We start from the raw sequence: 17459 nt of genomic DNA on the forward strand, positions 1-17459 counted from the left end.
GTCGACGGTAGTCGGCTCACCTGCGGCTCGGCAGGTCGGGCTTGTCCCAGCCCCGGCGCGGGGCCTGGGTGCCCGTGCCGTATCCACGGCGCGCGTCCCGCGACCGGTAGACGAGGTACGGCCGGGTCAGGTAGCCGACCGGCGCGCTGAAGACGTGGACGAGCCGGGTGAAGGGCCACATCGCGAACAGCGCCATGGCCACGAGCGCGTGCAGCTTGAAACCGGTCGGTGCCTGCGCCATGAGGTCGGGGTCGGGGCTGAAGGTGAAGACCCCGCGCCACCACGGCGAGACCCCGTCGCGGTAGTTGTACTCGCCGCCGAACTGCAGGAGCGAGCCGGCGACGGTGTTCCACATGCCGAGGACGATGACGGCGGCGAGCAGTGCGTACATCACCTTGTCGTTGGTCGTCGTCGCGGAGAAGACCGGTCCGGTCGTGCGCCGCCGGTAGACGAGGATCGCGAGCCCGACGAGGGTCGCGATGCCGGCGGGGATGCCGCCGGCCAGCGCGATGACGTGGTACGCGTGCCGGCTCAGGCCGAAGGCGTCGGTCCACACCTGGGGGATCACCAGGCCGATGACGTGCCCGGCGACGACACCGAGCATGCCGAAGTGGAAGAGCGGGCTGCCGATCCGCAGCAGCCGGTCCTCGTAGAGCTGGGAGGAGCGGGTCGTCCAGCCGAACTTGTCGTAGCGGTAGCGCCAGACGTGCCCGACGACGAAGGTCGCGAGGGTCAGGTACGGGACGATGACCCAGAGGAAGGTGCTCATCTTGGGGCTCCTACGGGGATGGTCGAGCCGAGGTCGGCCGTGGTGGGGGCGGGGCCGGGACGAAGGGGGGCGCCCAGGTGCTCGTCGAGCGCCGGGTCCTGGGCATAGGGGGCGCTGTCGATGCCGACGTCCTCCTGCGGCGGACCCTGGGCGATGAGGCGCGCCAGGGCCTCCTCGTCGTCGCCCTGCAGCTGCGGGAGGGTGGCGCGCAGGGCCTGCACGACCGGCAGCCACGGCGACCGCTTGCCCGTGAGGGCGGTGTACAGCAGCTCGATGCCGACGCGGTGGTCGTTGAGCAGCTTCCACGCCGTGTCGAGGTCGCAGGTGGCGCCGAACTCGAGGAGCACGCACAGGTGGTCTGGCAGCTCCCCGCCGACGTCGTCGAGGCTCGCGCCCGCGGCCCGGTAGGCCTGGGTGAACTGCACGAGGGCGACGCCCCGCTTGCGGGTGTCACCGTGCAGGAAGTAGGTCAGGTGCAGGGCGCACCTGCGGGTGACGTCGAAGGTGTCGACGTACTCCTCCTGGAGCGCGGCCAGGTCGTGCGCCTCGAGGTGGTCGAGGAAGGCGCCGATCGGCTCGCGGACGGCGGCGGGCAGCCCCTGCGCGCTCGAGCGCAGGACCGGGGCGAGGCCGAGGAGCCGCTCGTCGGGGTAGTCCAGGAGCAGGGAGACCAGCTGCCACGCGTCGGCGAGGGCCGCCCCCTCGACGGCGGGTCGGGTGCGCCGGTGGCGCCGCCACGGCATCATGAGCGGTCACTCCCGGCCTGGTCCGGGAAGAGACCCTCGGGTGTGCCCTTGCCGTCCCAGTTGAGCAGGTTGACCCGGCCGCTCTTGCTGCCGCCACCGACGAGCCGGTCGGAGGTCTGGCGCTCCTGGAGCATCTGGAAGTTCTCGATCGCCACGGGCGTGAGGGCACCGCGCCCGGAGCCCTCACCGAAGGGCCCGGACAGGTCGATCTCGTCGTCGTACCCGGAGACGGCGCAGTCGGTCGCGAGCTCCTCGAGGCCGTGGGCCTGCTCGCCGTGCGCCGTGGGGATGACGTAGCGCTCCTCGTACTTGGCCAGGGCGAGCAGGCGGTACATGTCGTACATCGCCTCCTCCTCCATGCCGACCGCCTCCGGGATCTCGGCCCGCGGGTCGCGGCCGAGGTTGATGTCGCGCATGTAGCTGCGCATCGCCGCGAGCTTGCGCAGCACCTCGTCGACCGGCCGGACGTCGCCGGCGGTGAAGAGGTTGGCGAGGTACTCCACGGGGATGCGCAGGGTGTCGATCGCGGCGAAGAGGTTGTCCTTGTCCTCACCGTCGTAGCCGGTGTCCTTGATGACGTCGACGACCGGGGACAGCGGCGGGATGTACCAGACCATGGGCATCGTCCGGTACTCCGGGTGGAGCGGCAGCGCGACCTTGTAGTCCATGATGAGCCGCCGCACGGGCGAGGCCTTGGCCGCCTCGACCCAGTCACCGGGGATGCCGGCCTGCTCGGCCGCCTGCTGCACCTGCGGGTCGAAGGGGTCGACAAAGACCGAGCGCTGGGCCTCGTACAGCTCGTGGTCGTCCTCGACCGACGCGGCGTCGAGCACCCGGTCGGCGTCGTAGAGCATGATCCCGATGTAACGCAGCCGGCCCACGCAGGTCTCGGCGCAGACGGTCGGGATGCCGACCTCGACGCGCGGGTAGCAGAAGGTGCACTTCTCGGCCTTGCCGGTCTTGTGGTTGAAGTAGACCTTCTTGTACGGGCAGCCGGTGACGCACATGCGCCAGCCGCGGCACTGGTCCTGGTCGACGAGGACGATGCCGTCCTCCTCGCGCTTGTAGATCGCGCCGGAGGGGCACGAGGCGGCGCAGCTGGGGTTGAGGCAGTGCTCGCAGATGCGCGGCAGGTAGAACATGAAGGTCTGGTCGAACTCGAACTTCACCTTGTCCTCGATGCCCTTGAGCATCGGGTCCTTCACCGCGTGCTCGAGGCTGCCGCCGAGGTCGTCGTCCCAGTTGGCCGACCACGAGACGTTCATCGGCTTTCCCGAGATGAGCGAGTGCGGCCGGGCGACGGGGAAGGTCTTCTGCGCGGGGGCGTTGAGCAGCGTCTCGTAGTCGTAGGTCCACGGCTCGTAGTAGTCGTGGATGCTCGGCATCTTGGGGTTGGAGAAGATGTTGAGCAGCTTGCTGATCCGCCCACCGGCCTTGAGCTTGAGGCGACCGTTCGGGGAGCGGACCCATCCCCCCTTCCACTCCTCCTGGTCCTCGTAGCCGCGCGGGTAGCCGAGGCCCGGCCGGGTCTCGACGTTGTTGAACCACACGTACTCGGTGCCGGAGCGGTTGGTCCATGCCTGCTTGCAGGTCACCGAGCAGGTGTGGCACCCGATGCACTTGTCGAGGTTCATGACCATCGCCATCTGAGCCATCACACGCATGTCAGTACTCCACGTCCTGGTTGGTCCGGCGGCGGATCATCGTGACCTCGTCCCGGTTGTTGCCGGTGGGTCCGATGTAGTTGAAGAAGTAGGACAGCTGGGCGTAGCCGCCGATGATGTGGCTCGGCTTGAGGAGGATGCGGGTCAGGCTGTTGTGGATGCCGCCGCGCCGCTGGTCGGTCTCGGTCAGGGGCACGTCGATGAGGCGGTCCTGCGCGTGGTGCATGTACACCGTGCCCTCGGGCATCCGGTGGCTCACCACGGCCCGCGCCGCGACGACGCCGTTGCGGTTGACCGCCTCGATCCAGTCGTTGTCACGCACGCCGATCTTCGCCGCGTCGACGTCGGACATCCACACCGTCTGCCCGCCACGGCTGAGGCTGAGCATGAAGAGGTTGTCCTGGTACTCGGAGTGGATCGACCACTTGTTGTGCGGGGTCAGGTACCGCACGCTCACGCCGAGCTCGGTCTGCTCGCCGATGGGACTCTCCCCGAAGAGCCGGGTCATGTTGAGCGGTGGCCGGTAGGTCGGCAGGCCCTCGCCCATGGCGAGCATCCAGTCGTGGTCGACGTAGAACTGCTGCCGGCCGGTGAGGGTGTGGAAGGGCTTGTGCCGCTCGATGTTGATCGTGAAGGGGGCATAGCGCCGACCGCCGGCCTCGCTGCCCGACCACTCGGGCGAGGTGATGACCGGCACCGGCGCAGCCTGGGTGTCGGCGAAGGTGATGAGCTTGCCCTCGTGCTCGGCGGAGAAGTCGTGCAGCTGGGTGCCGGTGCGCTTCTCCAGCGCCTTGAAGCCCTGGGTCGCGAGGTGGCCGTTGGTCGTGCCCGACAGGTGCATGATCGCCTCGGCGACGTGGATGTCGGTCTCGAGGCGGGGGCGACCCGCTCCGGCCCCCGAGCGGACCTCGCCGTTGCGCGCGCGCAGCAGGTCGATCTCACGGGAGGGGTCGTAGGGCACGCCCTTGGTCACCATGCCGGTGCCCTCGAGCAGCGGACCGATCGAGGTCATCTTGTCGTGGATCGCGGTGTAGTCCCGGGTCACCTCCGCGAGCACGGGCAGGGTGCGGCCGGGGACCGCCTCGCACTCTCCCTTCGCCCAGTCCAGGACCCGGCCGTGCACCGTGGCCAGCGCCTCGGGCGTGTCGTGCCAGAGCGGCTTGGCGACGACGTCGGTGCGGGTGCCGAGGTGGTCCACGGCCAGCTCCGAGAAGCGCTTGGCGATGAGCTTCCACGTGTCCCAGTCGTTCTTGGACTGCCACGGCGGCGCGATCGCCGGGTTGAAGGAGTGGATGAAGGGGTGCATGTCGGTCGTGTTGAGGTCGTGCTTCTCGTACCACGTCGCCGCGGGCAGGACGACGTCCGAGAGCAGCGTCGAGCTCGTCATGCGGAAGTCGAGGGTGACGAGCAGGTCGAGCTTGCCCTCGGGCGCCCGGTCGGCCCACACGACGTCCTGCGGTCGCTGTGACTCGTCGGCCTCCGTGGCGCGGACGGCGTTGTCCGTGCCGAGCAGGTGCTTGAGGAAGTACTCGTTGCCCTTGGCCGAGCTGCCGAAGAGGTTGGCCCGCCACAGCGACAGGATGCGCGGGTGGTTGTCCTCGGCCTCCGGGTCCTCGATGGCGAAGCGCAGGCTGCCGTCGGTGAGCGAGCGCGCGACGTACTCGCCGACAGGCACACCGGCCGCCTTCGCCTCGTCGGCGACGACGAGCGAGCTGCGGTCGAACTGCGGGTAGCTCGGGGTCCAGCCCAGCCGCACCGACTGCGCGAGCAGGTCCATCGTCGAGCGCCCGGCGAAGGCGCCCGTGCTGCCGTTGACCGTGTCCGCGTCGAAGGTGTCGTAGCGGTACTGGCTGGTGTTGACGTACCAGTACGCGGTCTGGTTCATGTGCCGCGGCGGGCGCACCCAGTCCAGGGCGAAGGCCATGTGCTGGAAGCCCATGAGCGGCCGCACCTTTTCCTGCCCGACATAGTGCGCCCACCCGCCGCCGTTGCGGCCCTGGCACCCCGTGATCGTCGTCAGGACGAGCATCGCCCGGTAGATCTGGTCGGAGTGGTACCAGTGGTTGGTGCCGGCTCCCATGAGGATCATGCCGCGGCCACCGGTGTCGATGGCGTTGTCGGCCCACTCCCGGGCCAGCCGCACGATCTGCTCCACGGGCACGCCGGTGATCTCCGCGCCCCACGCGGGCGTCGCGGGGACACTCGGGTCCTCGTACCCGGTCGGCCACTGGCCCGGCAGGCCGTGCCGGGCCACCCCGTAGTGGGCGAGCATCAGGTCCAGGACGGTCGTGACGAGGTGCTCGCCGACGCGTCGCACCGGGACGCCGCGGCGCTCGGTCGACATCTCGCCCTCGAGGTTGTCGAAGCGAGGCAGCTCGACCTCGACCGACTCGCCCTCGCCGTACATGCTCAGCCGGGGCCGCACGTCGCCGAGCTCGAGGTTCCACCGACCGACGCCCTCGTCGCCGAAGCGGTGGCCGATCGAGCCCTGCGGGATGACGACCTCACCGGTGACGTCGTCGACGACCGCCGGCTTCCACATCGCGTTCTCCGAGTGCTGCTCGGGGCCCTCGAAGTCGCCGGCGACGAGGAACTTCGAGGGCGCCCAGCCCCCTTCGCTCGTGGGCTCGAGCGTGACGAGGTGCGGCAGGTCGGTGTACTGCCGGTTGTAGCCGGTGAAGAACTCGACCTCGCGGTCGACGAAGTACTCCTTGAGCAGCACGTGCCCCATCGCCATCGCGAGGGCGCCGTCGGTGCCGGGCGCGGAGGCGACCCACTCGTCGGCGAACTTGACGTTCTCCGCGTAGTCGGGGGCGACGGCCACGACCTTTTGCCCGCGGTAGCGCGCCTCGGTCATCCAGTGCGCGTCGGGAGTACGGGTGAGCGGGACGTTGGAGCCCCACATGATGAGGTACCCGGCGTCCCACCAGTCGCCCGACTCGGGCACGTCGGTCTGGTCGCCGAACATCTGCGGCGACGCATTGGGCAGGTCCGCGTACCAGTCGTAGAAGGAGAGCATCGGCGCGCCGATGAGCTCGTTGAAGCGGGCGCCGGAGGCGTAGCTGACCTGCGACATCGCGGGGATGGGCGAGAAGCCGGCGATGCGGTCGGGGCCCCAGCGCTTGATCGTGTAGACGTAGGCGGCCGAGACCATGTCGACGACCTCGTCCCACGTGGCGCGCACGAGTCCGCCCTTGCCGCGGGCGCTCTTGTACTCGCGGGTCAGCTCCGGGTCCTGGACGATCGAGCCCCAGGCGACGACCGGGTCGCCGTAGCGCTCCCTGGCCGCGCGGAACATCTGCAGCAGCGTCCCGCGCACGTAGGGGTAACGCACGCGCGTGGGGGAGTAGGTGTACCAGGAGAAGGCCGCCCCGCGCGGGCAGCCGCGCGGCTCGTACTCGGGTCGGTCGGCACCCGTGCTCGGGTAGTCGGTCTGCTGCGCCTCCCAGGTGATGATCCCGTCCTTGACGTAGATCTTCCACGAGCAGGACCCGGTGCAGTTGACGCCGTGGGTGGAGCGGACCACCTTGTCGTGGCTCCAGCGGTCGCGGTAGAAGGCGTCACCGCCGCGCCCGCCCTCGATGTACATCGCGCGCTTGTCCGGGGAGATCCCCGCCTTGGTGAAGAAGCGCCGGGTGCCGACGAGGGCCTCGGACAGCGGCCCGTCCAGTCCCGCCGATCGGGGCAGCTCGGTGGGTCCACCGGTGGACGAAGGGGTCATGAGGTGCCTCCTGCAGGGGCGAAGGGGGTCCGGGTCGTGACGTGGGCGGTGCAGCGGGTGGCTTCGACGAAGGGGGTGAGCGAGAGCTCGGCGTCGTGCTCGCCGAGGACCTCGAGGGTGCCGCGCATCAGGCCGCGGTGGACGCCGCAGACGACCTCGGGTCGGTCGCGGGCCAGGTCGAGGAAGGGGCAACGCACGATGTCGACGTCGGCGGTGCGTCCGTCGTCCTGGGTGCGCACGGCGGGCGTGTAGCCCCAGCTGCGCAGGACGTCGACCATGGCGCCGACCTTGCTCAGCCAGGCGCCTGCGGTGGTGGCCGGGTCGGTGGTGGCGACCTGCCCGATGAGGTCGGCGGCGTGCGCGTGCGCCCACGCGGCCCCGGCCTGCTCGGGGGTGAGTGCGTCACCGTCGGGTGTGCGGGCGGTGAAGGACTGCGCGAGCAGCTCGGCCAGGCGGGTCAGGGACTCCTCCCGCGGCGGCGCGTCCAGGCTGCCCGGGGCGACGAGGTACTTCTTGCTCGGGCGCCCGGCACCGGGGGAGCGCACGGAGTGGGAGGCGAGCAGGCCGGCGTCGACCAGCTGCTCGAGGTGGAAGCGGACGGTGGTCACGTGCAGGCCGACTCGACCACTGAGCTCCTGGGCCGTCAGGCCGTCGCGCTGCGTCGACGGGAGGTTGGCCAGGGTGTCGACGAGGTCGCGGCGCACGGCCGAGCGCAGCAGGCCCGCGCCTGCGTCATCCCGCTCACGTCCCTCCGGGGCACCGGCCCCGGATGCTCCCGGTGTGCTCGCCACGGTCCGGAGTCTGCCACATAAAAAGGATTGGCACGAGGGGCTGCGCGTCTCCGGTGCTCGCGTGAATTGGGCAACATGTCGCTGTCGTAAATCCCTTGGTTCTTCAGGGATTCGGTGCGGGTTCGGCTGGTCGTCGCACCGATGGCATCGCCGTGGTCACGCGCGGTGAGGGTCCCCCGAAAAGGGTTTTGGAGGAATCCTCAGGAGGTGGGCGCGCCGGACGTCGGCTTGATGCGCACCATCGCCTCCTGGGCGATCGTGGCGACGAGGGCTCCCTCCTCGGAAAACACCTTGCCGACCATGAGGCCACGCCCGGAGCGCGTGGACGGCGACTCCTGGTCGTAGAGGAGCCACTCGCCCGGGTCGACGGGGCGGTGGAACCAGATCGTGTGGTCGATGGTTGCGGGTCGCAGCCCGGGCTGGGTCCACGTCAGGCCGTGGGCCCGCAGCATGGTGTCGATCGGGGTGTAGTCGGAGGCGAAGGCCAGGACGGCGCAACGGGTCAGCTGGTCATGCGGCAGCTGTGCGACCGTGCGGAACCACACGCGCTGGCGGCCCTCGTGCTCCGGCGCGGGCACCGCCATGATGTCCCCGTCGACGTAGCGGTGGTCGACCGGTCGGCTGGCGATGTACTGGGCCCGGGGGTGGTCGATGCCGGCGAACTTGTCGGAGATCGACTGCAGGTCGTGGGGCGAGGGGACGTCGGGCATCGGGAGGTGGTGGTCGAGCCCGTCGGAGGGGTCCTGGAAGGAGGCGGTCATCGACAGGATCGGCCGCCCGTGCTGCAGGGCGTGGACCCGCCGGGTCGAGAAGGAGCGGCCGTCGCGCATCCGCTCGACGGCGAAGCGGATCGGCAGGCTCGAGTCGCCGGGGCGCATGAAGTAGGCGTGCAGCGAGTGCGGCATGCGGTGCGGCATCTCGGGCAGGACCGTGCGGCCGGCGGCGACGAGCGCCTGGGCGAGGACCTGGCCGCCGAAGACGCGGCCGTGCGGCATGGCGATGCTCTCGCCCTCGTAGACGTCGGCGGCGCTCGCGCCGAGCTCACCCACTCCCTCGGGGCCCTCGACGCGGATCGTCGCGTGACCGACCTCCTCGAGGTCGAGGGTCGCCAGTGCGGTGCTGAGCGCGATGCGCTGCGCCTGCTCGATCGACTCGGCGGTCATTGGGCTCCTCGGCTCGTGGTCAACGTCGAGACTCTAGGCGACGAGGCGCGGTCGACGCGCGCTCGGTCACCCGTCGAGCCCGAGGACGAAGGGGAGCACCTCCTCCACGCCGGCCTGCCTCAGGGCGCGGGCCGCGACGGTGAGGGTCCACCGTGAGTGGGCGACGTCGTCGACGAGCAGGACCGGGCCGCGGACCTCGGCCAGGGCCCGGGCGAGCTGCGGACCGACGACGAGCCGCTCCCAGACGCCCGAGAGCCGGTAGGCGGAGTTGCCACCGGGCTCGCCCACGGGGCCGCCGTCGACGGGCTCGAGCGAACCCAGGACCGGCAGGCGACCGACCTGGCCCAGCTGCTCGGCGAGCGAGGTGATGAGCGTGGGGCGCGAGCGGGAGGGGACGGTGACGATGCCGACCGGCCGCGTCGTCCAGCCCCACTCGGCGAGCACGCGCACGCAGGCGCGCACGGCCGCCTCGGGGACGGGCTGGTTGGTGGCGAGCAGCTCGCGCACCCGTGGCCCCCACCCCAGGTCGGTGACGCGGGCCAGGGCTCGACCGGGGGACATCGCCTCGCCCGCGGGGATGCGGCCCCTGACCGGGACGCCGAGCCGGTCCATGCCGGTCGGCCACTGCGCGCGCGGGTCGAGGTCGACCCCGGCCCGGTCGAGCGTGGAGCGGGCCGACCCGAGGGCCTCCTCCGGGACGTCAGCGTCGATCCAGGGACCGGCGCAGCGGTCGCACCGGCCGCAGTCCCGGGCCGACCCGTCGTCGAGGGTGCGCTGGAGGAAGGCCATGCGGCAGCTGTCGGTGGAGATGTACTCGAGCATGTGTTGCTGCTCGGTCTCGCGCGCCGCGGAGACCCGCTCGTAGCGCTCGGCGTCGTAGACCCACGGCTGCCCGGTGCCGACCCAGCCGCCGCTCACCCGCTGCACCGCGCCGTCGACGTCGAGCACCTTGAGCAGCAGCTCCAACCGGGTGCGCCGGATGTCGACGATCGTCTCGAGGGCAGCGGTCGACAGGGGCCGACCGGCCTCGGCGAGGGCCGTGAGCACCGCGGCGGCCTGGTCCTCCCGGGGCATGGAGGCCGAGGCGAAGTGCTTCCAGATCGAGACGTCGTCGTGGCCGGGCAGCAGCACGACGTCGGCGCGCTCGGTCGCGCGGCCAGCGCGTCCGACCTGCTGGTAGTAGGCCACGGGCGACGAGGGCGCACCCAGGTGGACGACGAAGCCGAGGTCGGGCTTGTCGAAGCCCATGCCGAGGGCGCTCGTCGCGACGAGCGCCTTGACCCGGTTGTGGCGCAGCGACTCCTCCATCGCGGCGCGCTCCTCGGCATCGGAGCGCCCCGTGTAGGCCGCCACCTCGTATCCCGCGGACTGCAGGGCGGCGGCCACGTCCTCGGCGCCGCTCACGGTCAACGTGTAGACGATGCCGCTGCCCTCGAGCTGCCCGAGGTGGGTGGCGAGCCAGGCGAGGTGCCGGTCGGTGCCCGCACGGGGCAGCACCGCGAGCCGCAGGCTGTCGCGGGCGAGCGGGCCGCGCACGGTGAGCACCTCGTCGTCGGTGCCGGCCGCGAGCTGCTCCTCGACGTCGCGCACGACCCGCTCGTTGGCCGTGGCGGTCGTCGCGAGCACCGGGGTGCCGGGCGGCAGCTCGCCGAGCAGGTCCTTGATCCGGCGGTAGTCGGGGCGGAAGTCGTGCCCCCAGTCGCTCACGCAGTGGGCCTCGTCGACGACGAGCAGGCCGCAGCGCCGGGTGAGGTCGGGCAACTGCTCGGCGCGGAAGCGCGGGTTGTTCAGCCGCTCGGGGCTCACGAGCAGGACGTCGACCTCGTCCCGGGCCAGCCGCCCGCGCACGTCGTCCCACTCCTGCGCGTTGGCCGAGTTCATCGACACCGCGCGGACGCCCGCCCGCTCGGCCGCGGCGATCTGGTCGCGCATCAGCGCGAGGAGAGGAGAGACGATGAGGGCCGGGCCGGCCCCCTTCGCCCGCTGGAGTCGGGAGGCGACGAAGTAGACCGCCGACTTGCCCCACCCGGTGCGCTGGACGACGAGGACGCGACGCCCCCCGCCGACGAGCGCCTCGATCGCCTCGAGCTGGCCGTCGCGGAAGGTGACGTCGTCGCGGCCGACGAGCCGGCGCAGGACCGCGGTCGCATCGTCGGCCAAGGTCGTCGTGGGGGAGGTGCTCATGTCGTCCACCGTAGGCGAGCGGTCCGACGACGCCCGGTCGTCGGGGACGGCTGGGGACGACGGGCGCCCACGATGGGAGGATGTGGACATGACGAGCGAGACCCCTGCCCACCCCAGGCTCACGGTGCAGGTGGTCCTGCGGTGGGGCGACATGGACGCCTACGGGCACGTCAACAACGTGCAGTACCACCGGCTGCTCGAGGAGGCGCGGATCCGGGCCTTCGGCGAGTGGTTCCACGCCTCCGGCGGCGACAGCATGCTGCGCTCGGGGGTGCTGCTCGCGCGGCAGGAGATCGAGTTCCTCGAGCAACTGACCTATCGCCCCGAGCCGATCGACATCGAGATGTGGGTGACCCAGCTCGGCGGCGCCAGCTGGGACATGGGGTACGAGATCCGTGACGGCGACGCCCTGTACGCGCGCGCGGAGTCCACGCTCGTCGCCTTCGACCTCGCCTCGCAGGGCCCGCGCAAGCTCACCTCCGACGAGCGAGCGGCCCTGACCGCCGCGCTGGGTGAGCCGGTCGCGATGCGGCGGCGGCGATGAGCGCACTGCACCTGGCCGACCCGGAGAGCGCGGCGGACCTGACCACCTATCTCACGCGCGCGCGACGCCTCGACGACGAGGGCGACGTCCGGCTCCAGGCCGTCGGCTCCGTGCTCGCCGCCTGGACCTGCGTGCTCCCCGGACGGGGTCTGGGCAGCAGCGGCTTGGTCCTCGGCCTGCGGACCTTCGCCCTCGCCGAGCCCGCCGAGCTCGACTCGACGGTCCCGATCGCTGCCGTCACCGACCGCCTGGCCCGCGGCGGCACCCGGATCGAGCACCCTCCGGTCACCACCCAGCCCACGTGGCGCGCGCTGACCCCGCCCCGCGGCGGGTGGGAGCCGGTCGGCCTCGTCGCCGACTCCGCCCTGCTCGAGGCGGCGCGCGCCGGCGTCGCCGAGGTGGCGCAGGGCGCCCCCGAGGGCTCAGGGGCCGCGGCCGTCGCCGACCTGCGCTCGCGGGTGTGGGGGCGGCTGACGCGCACCGTCCCGCCTGTCCCGGCCGGCGCGGCCTTCGGCCTGCATGCGCTGGGGTTCCTGCGCCCGGACCCGGCCGCGCGGGCGAGCGTCCACACAACCGGGCCGTGGACGCGCGTGGCGACCGAGGGCGGCTTCGTCCTGGCGCGCTGACCCCCCTTCGGTCCCCGGATCGTCACCCATAGTCTGGGCCTCGTGGACGACCACCTCGCCGATCTGCCCACCGATGTCGACGACGCGACCCTCGCCCTCGCGCTGACCCGCAGCGCGGCCGAGCTCGCCGCCCGGATGCGCGCCGCCGGTGTCGAAGGGCGGTCCAAGACCTCGATCTCCGACGTCGTCACGGCGGCCGACCACGCCGCCGAGGAACTCGTCGAGGGCACCCTGCGCCGGCTGCGTCCGGACGACGGCATCGTGGGGGAGGAAGGCGCCGAGGCGCCCTCTCGCTCCGGTCGCACCTGGGTCATCGACCCGGTCGACGGCACGTACAACTTCCTGTCCGGGCTCGGCACGTGGTGCAGCGCGCTCGCCCTGCGCGATGACGAAGGGGTCATCCTGGGGGCGGTCCACCAGCCCGCGGTCGGCGAGGCCTGGGTCGGCGGTCGCGATCTCCCGACCGCGCTCAACGGCGCCCCGGTCGGGACGCTCGCCGACCTGCCGCTCGAGGAGGTCGCGATGGCGACCTACCTGCACCCGGGCGTCCTGCACGTCGACGACCTGCGTGAGCCGTGGCTAGCGGCGATCGCCGGTGCGGCGACGGTGCGGATGTTCGGCTCCGGGTCGTGTGACCTCGCGGCCGTCGCAGCAGGTCGCATCGGGGTCTGGGCCCAGCAGTCGGTGCCCGAGTGGGACTGGCTCCCCGGCGCCGCGCTCGTCACCGCCGTCGGCGGCCGTGCCGAGCAGGTCGAGGTGCGCGGGCACCTGTGGAGCGTGGCCGGGCGTCCGAGCGCTGTCGAGCAGGTCATCGGGGCGCTGCGCGGCTGATCCCCGTCAGGGACGAAGGGGGTGACCCCGCTCCGCGAGGACGTCCCGCAGGGTGTCGATCCGGTCCGTGACGATGCCGTCGACCCCGAGGTCGAGCAGTCGGTGCATCTCGTCGGCGTCGTCGATGGTCCACACGTGCACCTGCTTGCCCAGGGCGTGGGCGCTGGCCACCAGACGAGGGGTGACGAGGGTGACGGGGACGCGCCCGACGCGTTGGGTCACCGGGATCTGCAGGGCCTGCGAGGGTGAGCGCAGCAGCCTCGCGATGATGCGCGGCAGGAGCCGGTTCATCGCGACGTCCCGCGGACCGGCGGAGGTGGCCAGGCGCGGCCCGAGCGCACGCCGCACCAGGCGCAACCGCGCGTCGTCGAAGGAGCCGATGCACACCCGGTCGATCGCGTCATGGCGACGGATCGCCGCGACCAGCGGCTCGATGGCTCCCGGTGCCTTGATGTCGATGTTGAAGCGGGTCCCGGGGAAGGTCTCCAGGAGCTCGTCCATGGTCGGCACCGCGTCGGTGCCGTTGATCCGCGCCGATGACACGGCCGACCACGGCAGCTCGGCGATGGCGCCGCGCGCGTCGGTCACCCGGTCGAGCACGTCGTCGTGGAAGGCGACCAGATGCCCGTCGGCCGTCGCGTGCACGTCGGTCTCGAGGTAGCGGTAGCCCATGTCGACGGCTTCCCGGAAGGCGGCGACCGTGTTCTCGCGGCCGACATTGGGCGCATACGTCGACCCGCCGCGGTGGGCGAGGGCGATCGGTGGTGCATCGGCGAAGTAGGCGAAGTCCGAGGCGGCTCTCACCGGGCCCACGCTACGCCCGTCAGTGGTTGGCGACGCAGAACTCGTTGCCGTCCGGATCGGTGAGCGTCACCCACCGGAAGTCCCCCATCGACCGCTCCGCGACGACCTGCGCGCCGGCCGACGTCAGCCTCTGGACCTCGGCGTCCAGATCGGGTGCTCCGAGGTCGAGATGCAGACGGTTCTTGCCCGGCGTGGGGTCCTCGACGCGTTGGAAGGCGAGCATCGGACCACCGGGGAGCTGGACCGTGACGAACCAGCCGTCATTGGTCTCGACGACGGTGCCGCCGGTCTGCTCGGCCCACCAGCGGCCGAGAGTGGTGGCGTCGGTCGTGTCGGTCGTGATCATGCCGAGTATGAGGGTCATGGGCCGAACGTAGTGACCACCACCGACAGCGCCCGGGTCAGCGGATGAAGGCGTCGATCCGCTCGACCGTCGCGGCCGTGAGATCCGCGTCGTACCCCGGCAGGTCGGGGTCGGTGAAGAGGTGCCCGTGGCCGGGTGCCACGTGGTCCTCGAAGGGAGCCCCGCTCGCCTCGACTGCGTCGCCGAGACGCGGGACGTCTGCCGGCGAGATCCACGGATCGTCGGCGTACCGGTGCACCTGGAGGGGCACGCCCGACCACTCGTGCCGTGGCGCGGCGACGGAGTGCAGCAGGATCGCGGCCCGTGCTCGGGGGCGCCGGGAGGCTAGCCGTTGGGCGAACCACGCCCCGAGGGAGAATCCGGCGAGCACTGTCTCGGGCGGCATGCTCGCGGCCAGCTCGCGCACCCCGTCGAAGTACTCGGGATGCGCGTCGCGGTGCGCGATGCCGGGTCCCTCCGCATCGAAGACGTGCCCCTCGTAGAAGTCGGGCACCTCGACCTCGTGCCCGCGCTCGCGCAGCAGGTCGGCGAAGGCGTGCACTCCGGGGCGCAGCCCGAGCGCGGAGTGGAGCAGCAGGATCGTCGCCATGTCAGTCGAGCCGGGCCCAGACGGCCGTGTCCGTCGGCAGTGACCCGTCGGCGAGCTCGCCGGACGCGACGAGCTCGCCGGACGCGACGAGTACGTCGGCCTGCGCAGGGATCGCGACCGGCTCGGAGGAGAGGTTGGCCAGGACGAGCGTGCGGGTGCCGTCGGGTGCGGTGAGCACGTACCCGATGACGTCGTCACCCAGCCCGTGCACCTCCGCGAGCGAGGCGAGCCCGAGCCGGCGCTCGCGACGCAGCGCGAGCAGGGCGCGGTAGAGCTCGAGCGTCGAGCCCGCCACCCCGGTCTGCGCGTCGACGGCGAGGTCCGAGTAGGCCTCCGGCTGGGGCAACCACGCGGCGCCGGTGTCGTTGAAGCCGAGGGCGGGCGCCCCCTTCGTCCATGGCATGGGGACGCGGCACCCGTCGCGGCCGAGCTCGACGCCGTCGGTGCGCCGGTAGGTCGGATCCTGGCGGACCTCGCCGGGCAGGCTCGTGTGCTCGGGCAGGCCCAGCTCCTCGCCCTGGTAGACGTACGCGCCCCCGGGCAGGGCGAGCATGAGGGTGGTGGCCGCGCGGGCGCGGCGCAGGCCGAGCTCGGCGTCGGGCTGTGGGTCGTCGGGCCCGATGCCGTTGGGCCGGGCGCCGTCCACGGGCAGGCCGAACCGGCTGGCGTGCCGTAGCACGTCGTGGTTGCTCAGGACCCACGTCGAGACCGCGCCGACCGAGTCGTTGGCTGCCAGTGAGCGACGGACGGCCTCGCGCAGATCCGTTGCGCGCCAACGGGTCTCGAGGAAGTCGAAGTTGAACGCCTGGTGGAACTCGTCCGGGCGCACGTAGCGCGCCAGCCGGTCCGCGGGGTTGACCCAGGCCTCGGCGCACAGGATCCGCTCGGGCGTGCCGTAGGAGTCGAGGAGCGCCCGCCAGCCGCGGTAGATCTCGTGCACGCCGTCCTGGTCCCAGTACGGGGCCTCGTGCGTGACCTCCATGAGCCCGCCCGGGTGCTTGCCGAAGGGCGGGAAGGTCGGGTCCTTGACCAGACCGTGCGCGACGTCGACGCGGAAGCCGTCGACGCCGCGGTCGAGCCAGAAGCGCAGCGTGGTCTCGAAGTCCTCACGTACCCGCGCGTCGTCCCAGTTGAGGTCGGGCTGGGAGGGGTCGAAGAGGTGCAGGTACCACTGCCCGGGCGTGCCGTCGGCCTCGGTGACCCGGGTCCACGCGCCGCCGCCGAAGTTGGCCTGCCAGTCGGTCGGCGGCAAGGAGCCGTCCTCACCGAGGCCGTCGCGGAAGATGTACCGCTCGCGCTGGGGACTGCCCGGCGCGGCGGCCAGCGCCTGCTGGAACCACGCGTGGTCCGAGGAGGTGTGGTTGGGCACGAGGTCGACGACGACGCGCAGGCCGAGCTCGTGGGCGCGAGCGACCATCGCGTCGGCGTCCGCGAGCGTGCCGAAGAGCGGGTCGACGTCGCGGTGGTCGGCGACGTCGTAGCCCGCGTCGCGCTGCGGCGAGCGGTAGAAGGGAGAGAGCCAGACCGCGTCGACCCCCAGGTCGCGCAGGTGGTCCAGTCGTGAGGTGATGCCGGGCAGGTCGCCGATGCCGTCGCCGTCACCGTCGGCCCACGACCGCGGGTAGATCTGGTAGATCACCGCGTCGCGCCACCACGGCGAGTCCGCGGGCTGGGCCGCGTGGATCTCCTGTGTGGCGAAGGGGGCGGCAGCTGCGGTCGTCGTCGGATCGCTCACAGGCGGTTCCCTTCGTCGTCGGCGTTGACGAGCATGTCCGCGGCGCGGCGGAAGTAGTCGCGCATCGCCGCGTCGTGCGACTCCGGCAGGTCGAGTGTGTCCATCGCCGCGAGCATGTGCCGCATCCAGCGGTCCCGCTGGTCGGGCGTCACGGCGTAGTTGACGTGGCGCATCCGCAGCCGCGGGTGCCCGCGCTGCTCGCTGTAGGTCGTCGGCCCGCCGAAGTACTGCTCGAGGAACATCCGCAGGCGCACCTCCGCGGGGCCGAGGTCCTCCTCGGGGTAGAGGGCCCGCAGGGTCTCGTCCTGGGCCACGCCCTCGTAGAAGGCATGCACGAGACGCACGAAGGTCTCGTGCCCCCCGACCTGCTCGTAGAAGGAATCACCGGGCTGAGCGAACATGCCTGCAGTCTCGCAGGCGACCGCGCGGGGGTTGTCGGTGGTGGGGAGGAGAGTGGTTCTCGCAGGTTGAGGTGCGGGGTCCGCGCAGCGGGCGCAGCCTCGAGACCACCTCTCGCAGATCTCGAAAAAAGTTGTCCTCACCCTCTTGAATTGTTCGAACACCTGTTCGACAATGGAGTGAGCGAAGGGGGAGCGCGATGACCGAGCAGACCGACACCAGCACCGTCGACGAGCAGGTAATCCCCGCGCCCTGCGCGGGTGGCGAGCAGCCCGAGACTGCAGGTGGGCTGGCGTTGCCGGAGCGGTTGGCGGGGATGTTGGCCGACCTGTCGACGGCTGGGGTCGAAGGCTTGGCGCCGGCGCAGCTGATCGAGGTCATCGGGGTGCTGGAGTCGATCAAGGGCGCCGCGGCCGGGGTGCAGGCTCGGGCGACGGCCGCGTTCGTGGCCGGGCAGGACGCCGATGTGGCGGAGCGGGCGGCCGCCGGTGAGTTGTCGTCGCGGGAGGCTCGGGTGGGCCGGACCGGC

The 17459-nt window shown here is 71.8% G+C and carries 16 protein-coding genes; 4 read left to right on the plus strand and 12 right to left on the minus strand.

Going from position 1 to position 17459, the window contains the following annotated elements; genetic code table 11:
- Positions 1–16 precede the first annotated feature (16 nt).
- The 7 genes from narI to JAN01S_RS10975 all read right to left on the minus strand — a co-directional run bounded on the left by narI (position 17) and on the right by JAN01S_RS10975 (position 11038).
- Positions 17–769 carry a respiratory nitrate reductase subunit gamma gene (narI, locus tag JAN01S_RS10945; RefSeq protein WP_068317990.1) on the minus strand — a complete coding sequence of 251 codons (753 nt, stop codon included), beginning with the start codon at positions 767–769 and terminating at the stop codon, positions 17–19.
- Positions 766–1515, minus strand: a complete 750-nt coding sequence (narJ, locus tag JAN01S_RS10950) for a nitrate reductase molybdenum cofactor assembly chaperone (protein ID WP_068317993.1) — start codon at positions 1513–1515, stop codon at positions 766–768. The genes narI and narJ overlap by 4 nt, the downstream gene beginning before the upstream one ends.
- Entirely contained in the window at positions 1512–3179 is a 1668-nt protein-coding gene (gene narH, locus JAN01S_RS10955; protein ID WP_068317996.1) for a nitrate reductase subunit beta, read from the minus strand. The genes narJ and narH overlap by 4 nt, the downstream gene beginning before the upstream one ends.
- 1 nt (position 3180) lies before the next feature.
- Positions 3181–6900: a nitrate reductase subunit alpha gene (locus tag JAN01S_RS10960; RefSeq protein ID WP_068317999.1), complete on the minus strand. Its 3720-nt coding sequence runs from the start codon at positions 6898–6900 to the stop codon at positions 3181–3183.
- Positions 6897–7691, minus strand: a complete 795-nt coding sequence (locus tag JAN01S_RS10965) for a helix-turn-helix transcriptional regulator (RefSeq protein ID WP_084360178.1) — start codon at positions 7689–7691, stop codon at positions 6897–6899. The genes JAN01S_RS10960 and JAN01S_RS10965 overlap by 4 nt, the downstream gene beginning before the upstream one ends.
- 200 nt (positions 7692–7891) lie before the next feature.
- Positions 7892–8854 carry an acyl-CoA thioesterase gene (locus JAN01S_RS10970; protein ID WP_068318003.1) on the minus strand — a complete coding sequence of 321 codons (963 nt, stop codon included), beginning with the start codon at positions 8852–8854 and terminating at the stop codon, positions 7892–7894.
- Between the two features lie 66 nt (positions 8855–8920).
- Positions 8921–11038, minus strand: coding sequence for a RecQ family ATP-dependent DNA helicase (locus tag JAN01S_RS10975; protein ID WP_068318039.1), 2118 nt, complete (start codon positions 11036–11038; stop codon positions 8921–8923).
- Between the two features lie 88 nt (positions 11039–11126).
- On the opposite strand from JAN01S_RS10975, the gene JAN01S_RS10980 reads away from it, so the two are divergent.
- Genes JAN01S_RS10980 through JAN01S_RS10990 form a run of 3 tightly spaced genes read left to right on the plus strand, consistent with a single transcriptional unit; the run spans position 11127 to position 13039 of the window.
- Entirely contained in the window at positions 11127–11582 is a 456-nt protein-coding gene (locus tag JAN01S_RS10980) for an acyl-CoA thioesterase (RefSeq protein ID WP_068318006.1), read from the plus strand.
- A complete protein-coding gene (locus JAN01S_RS10985; RefSeq protein ID WP_068318015.1) occupies positions 11579–12208 on the plus strand; it encodes a DUF8185 domain-containing protein in 630 nt (209 codons plus the stop codon). Before JAN01S_RS10980 ends, JAN01S_RS10985 begins: the two co-directional genes overlap by 4 nt.
- A gap of 42 nt (positions 12209–12250) precedes the next feature.
- The gene (locus JAN01S_RS10990; RefSeq protein WP_068318017.1) at positions 12251–13039 is read left to right on the plus strand and encodes an inositol monophosphatase family protein; all 789 of its coding nucleotides are present in this window, start codon (positions 12251–12253) and stop codon (positions 13037–13039) included.
- A gap of 6 nt (positions 13040–13045) precedes the next feature.
- On the opposite strand, the gene JAN01S_RS10995 is transcribed toward JAN01S_RS10990, so the two are convergent.
- From JAN01S_RS10995 to JAN01S_RS11015, 5 genes are read right to left on the minus strand one after another with little or no spacing between them, the layout of a single operon-like run.
- Positions 13046–13843, minus strand: coding sequence for a glycerophosphodiester phosphodiesterase family protein (locus tag JAN01S_RS10995; RefSeq protein WP_068318042.1), 798 nt, complete (start codon positions 13841–13843; stop codon positions 13046–13048).
- Positions 13844–13862: 19 nt separating this feature from the next.
- A complete protein-coding gene (locus tag JAN01S_RS11000; protein ID WP_068318020.1) occupies positions 13863–14207 on the minus strand; it encodes a VOC family protein in 345 nt (114 codons plus the stop codon).
- Positions 14208–14244: 37 nt separating this feature from the next.
- Positions 14245–14796 carry a dienelactone hydrolase family protein gene (locus tag JAN01S_RS11005; protein ID WP_068318023.1) on the minus strand — a complete coding sequence of 184 codons (552 nt, stop codon included), beginning with the start codon at positions 14794–14796 and terminating at the stop codon, positions 14245–14247.
- A gap of 1 nt (position 14797) precedes the next feature.
- Positions 14798–16531: a glycoside hydrolase family 13 protein gene (locus JAN01S_RS11010; RefSeq protein ID WP_084360179.1), complete on the minus strand. Its 1734-nt coding sequence runs from the start codon at positions 16529–16531 to the stop codon at positions 14798–14800.
- Positions 16528–16932, minus strand: coding sequence for a globin (locus JAN01S_RS11015; protein WP_068318027.1), 405 nt, complete (start codon positions 16930–16932; stop codon positions 16528–16530). The genes JAN01S_RS11010 and JAN01S_RS11015 overlap by 4 nt, the downstream gene beginning before the upstream one ends.
- A 197-nt stretch (positions 16933–17129) precedes the next feature.
- On the opposite strand from JAN01S_RS11015, the gene JAN01S_RS11020 reads away from it, so the two are divergent.
- On the plus strand, positions 17130–17459 hold a 330-nt coding region (locus JAN01S_RS11020; protein WP_157075707.1), incomplete at its 3' end, for a hypothetical protein.

Source organism: Janibacter anophelis NBRC 107843 (assembly GCF_001570945.1).
Classification (GTDB): domain Bacteria; phylum Actinomycetota; class Actinomycetes; order Actinomycetales; family Dermatophilaceae; genus Janibacter; species Janibacter anophelis.

What these genes read in the sequence shown, in the direction of transcription:
- JAN01S_RS10975 (WP_068318039.1), bottom strand. Translation starts at nt 11,038, where the DNA reads ATGAGCACCTCCCCCACGACGACCTTGGCCGACGATGCGACCGCGGTC.
- JAN01S_RS10960 (WP_068317999.1), bottom strand. Translation starts at nt 6,900, where the DNA reads ATGACCCCTTCGTCCACCGGTGGACCCACCGAGCTGCCCCGATCGGCG.
- JAN01S_RS11005 (WP_068318023.1), bottom strand. Translation starts at nt 14,796, where the DNA reads ATGGCGACGATCCTGCTGCTCCACTCCGCGCTCGGGCTGCGCCCCGGA.
- JAN01S_RS10985 (WP_068318015.1), top strand. Translation starts at nt 11,579, where the DNA reads ATGAGCGCACTGCACCTGGCCGACCCGGAGAGCGCGGCGGACCTGACC.
- narJ (WP_068317993.1), bottom strand. Translation starts at nt 1,515, where the DNA reads ATGATGCCGTGGCGGCGCCACCGGCGCACCCGACCCGCCGTCGAGGGG.
- narH (WP_068317996.1), bottom strand. Translation starts at nt 3,179, where the DNA reads ATGCGTGTGATGGCTCAGATGGCGATGGTCATGAACCTCGACAAGTGC.
- narI (WP_068317990.1), bottom strand. Translation starts at nt 769, where the DNA reads ATGAGCACCTTCCTCTGGGTCATCGTCCCGTACCTGACCCTCGCGACC.
- JAN01S_RS10970 (WP_068318003.1), bottom strand. Translation starts at nt 8,854, where the DNA reads ATGACCGCCGAGTCGATCGAGCAGGCGCAGCGCATCGCGCTCAGCACC.
- JAN01S_RS11015 (WP_068318027.1), bottom strand. Translation starts at nt 16,932, where the DNA reads ATGTTCGCTCAGCCCGGTGATTCCTTCTACGAGCAGGTCGGGGGGCAC.
- JAN01S_RS11000 (WP_068318020.1), bottom strand. Translation starts at nt 14,207, where the DNA reads ATGACCCTCATACTCGGCATGATCACGACCGACACGACCGACGCCACC.
- JAN01S_RS10980 (WP_068318006.1), top strand. Translation starts at nt 11,127, where the DNA reads ATGACGAGCGAGACCCCTGCCCACCCCAGGCTCACGGTGCAGGTGGTC.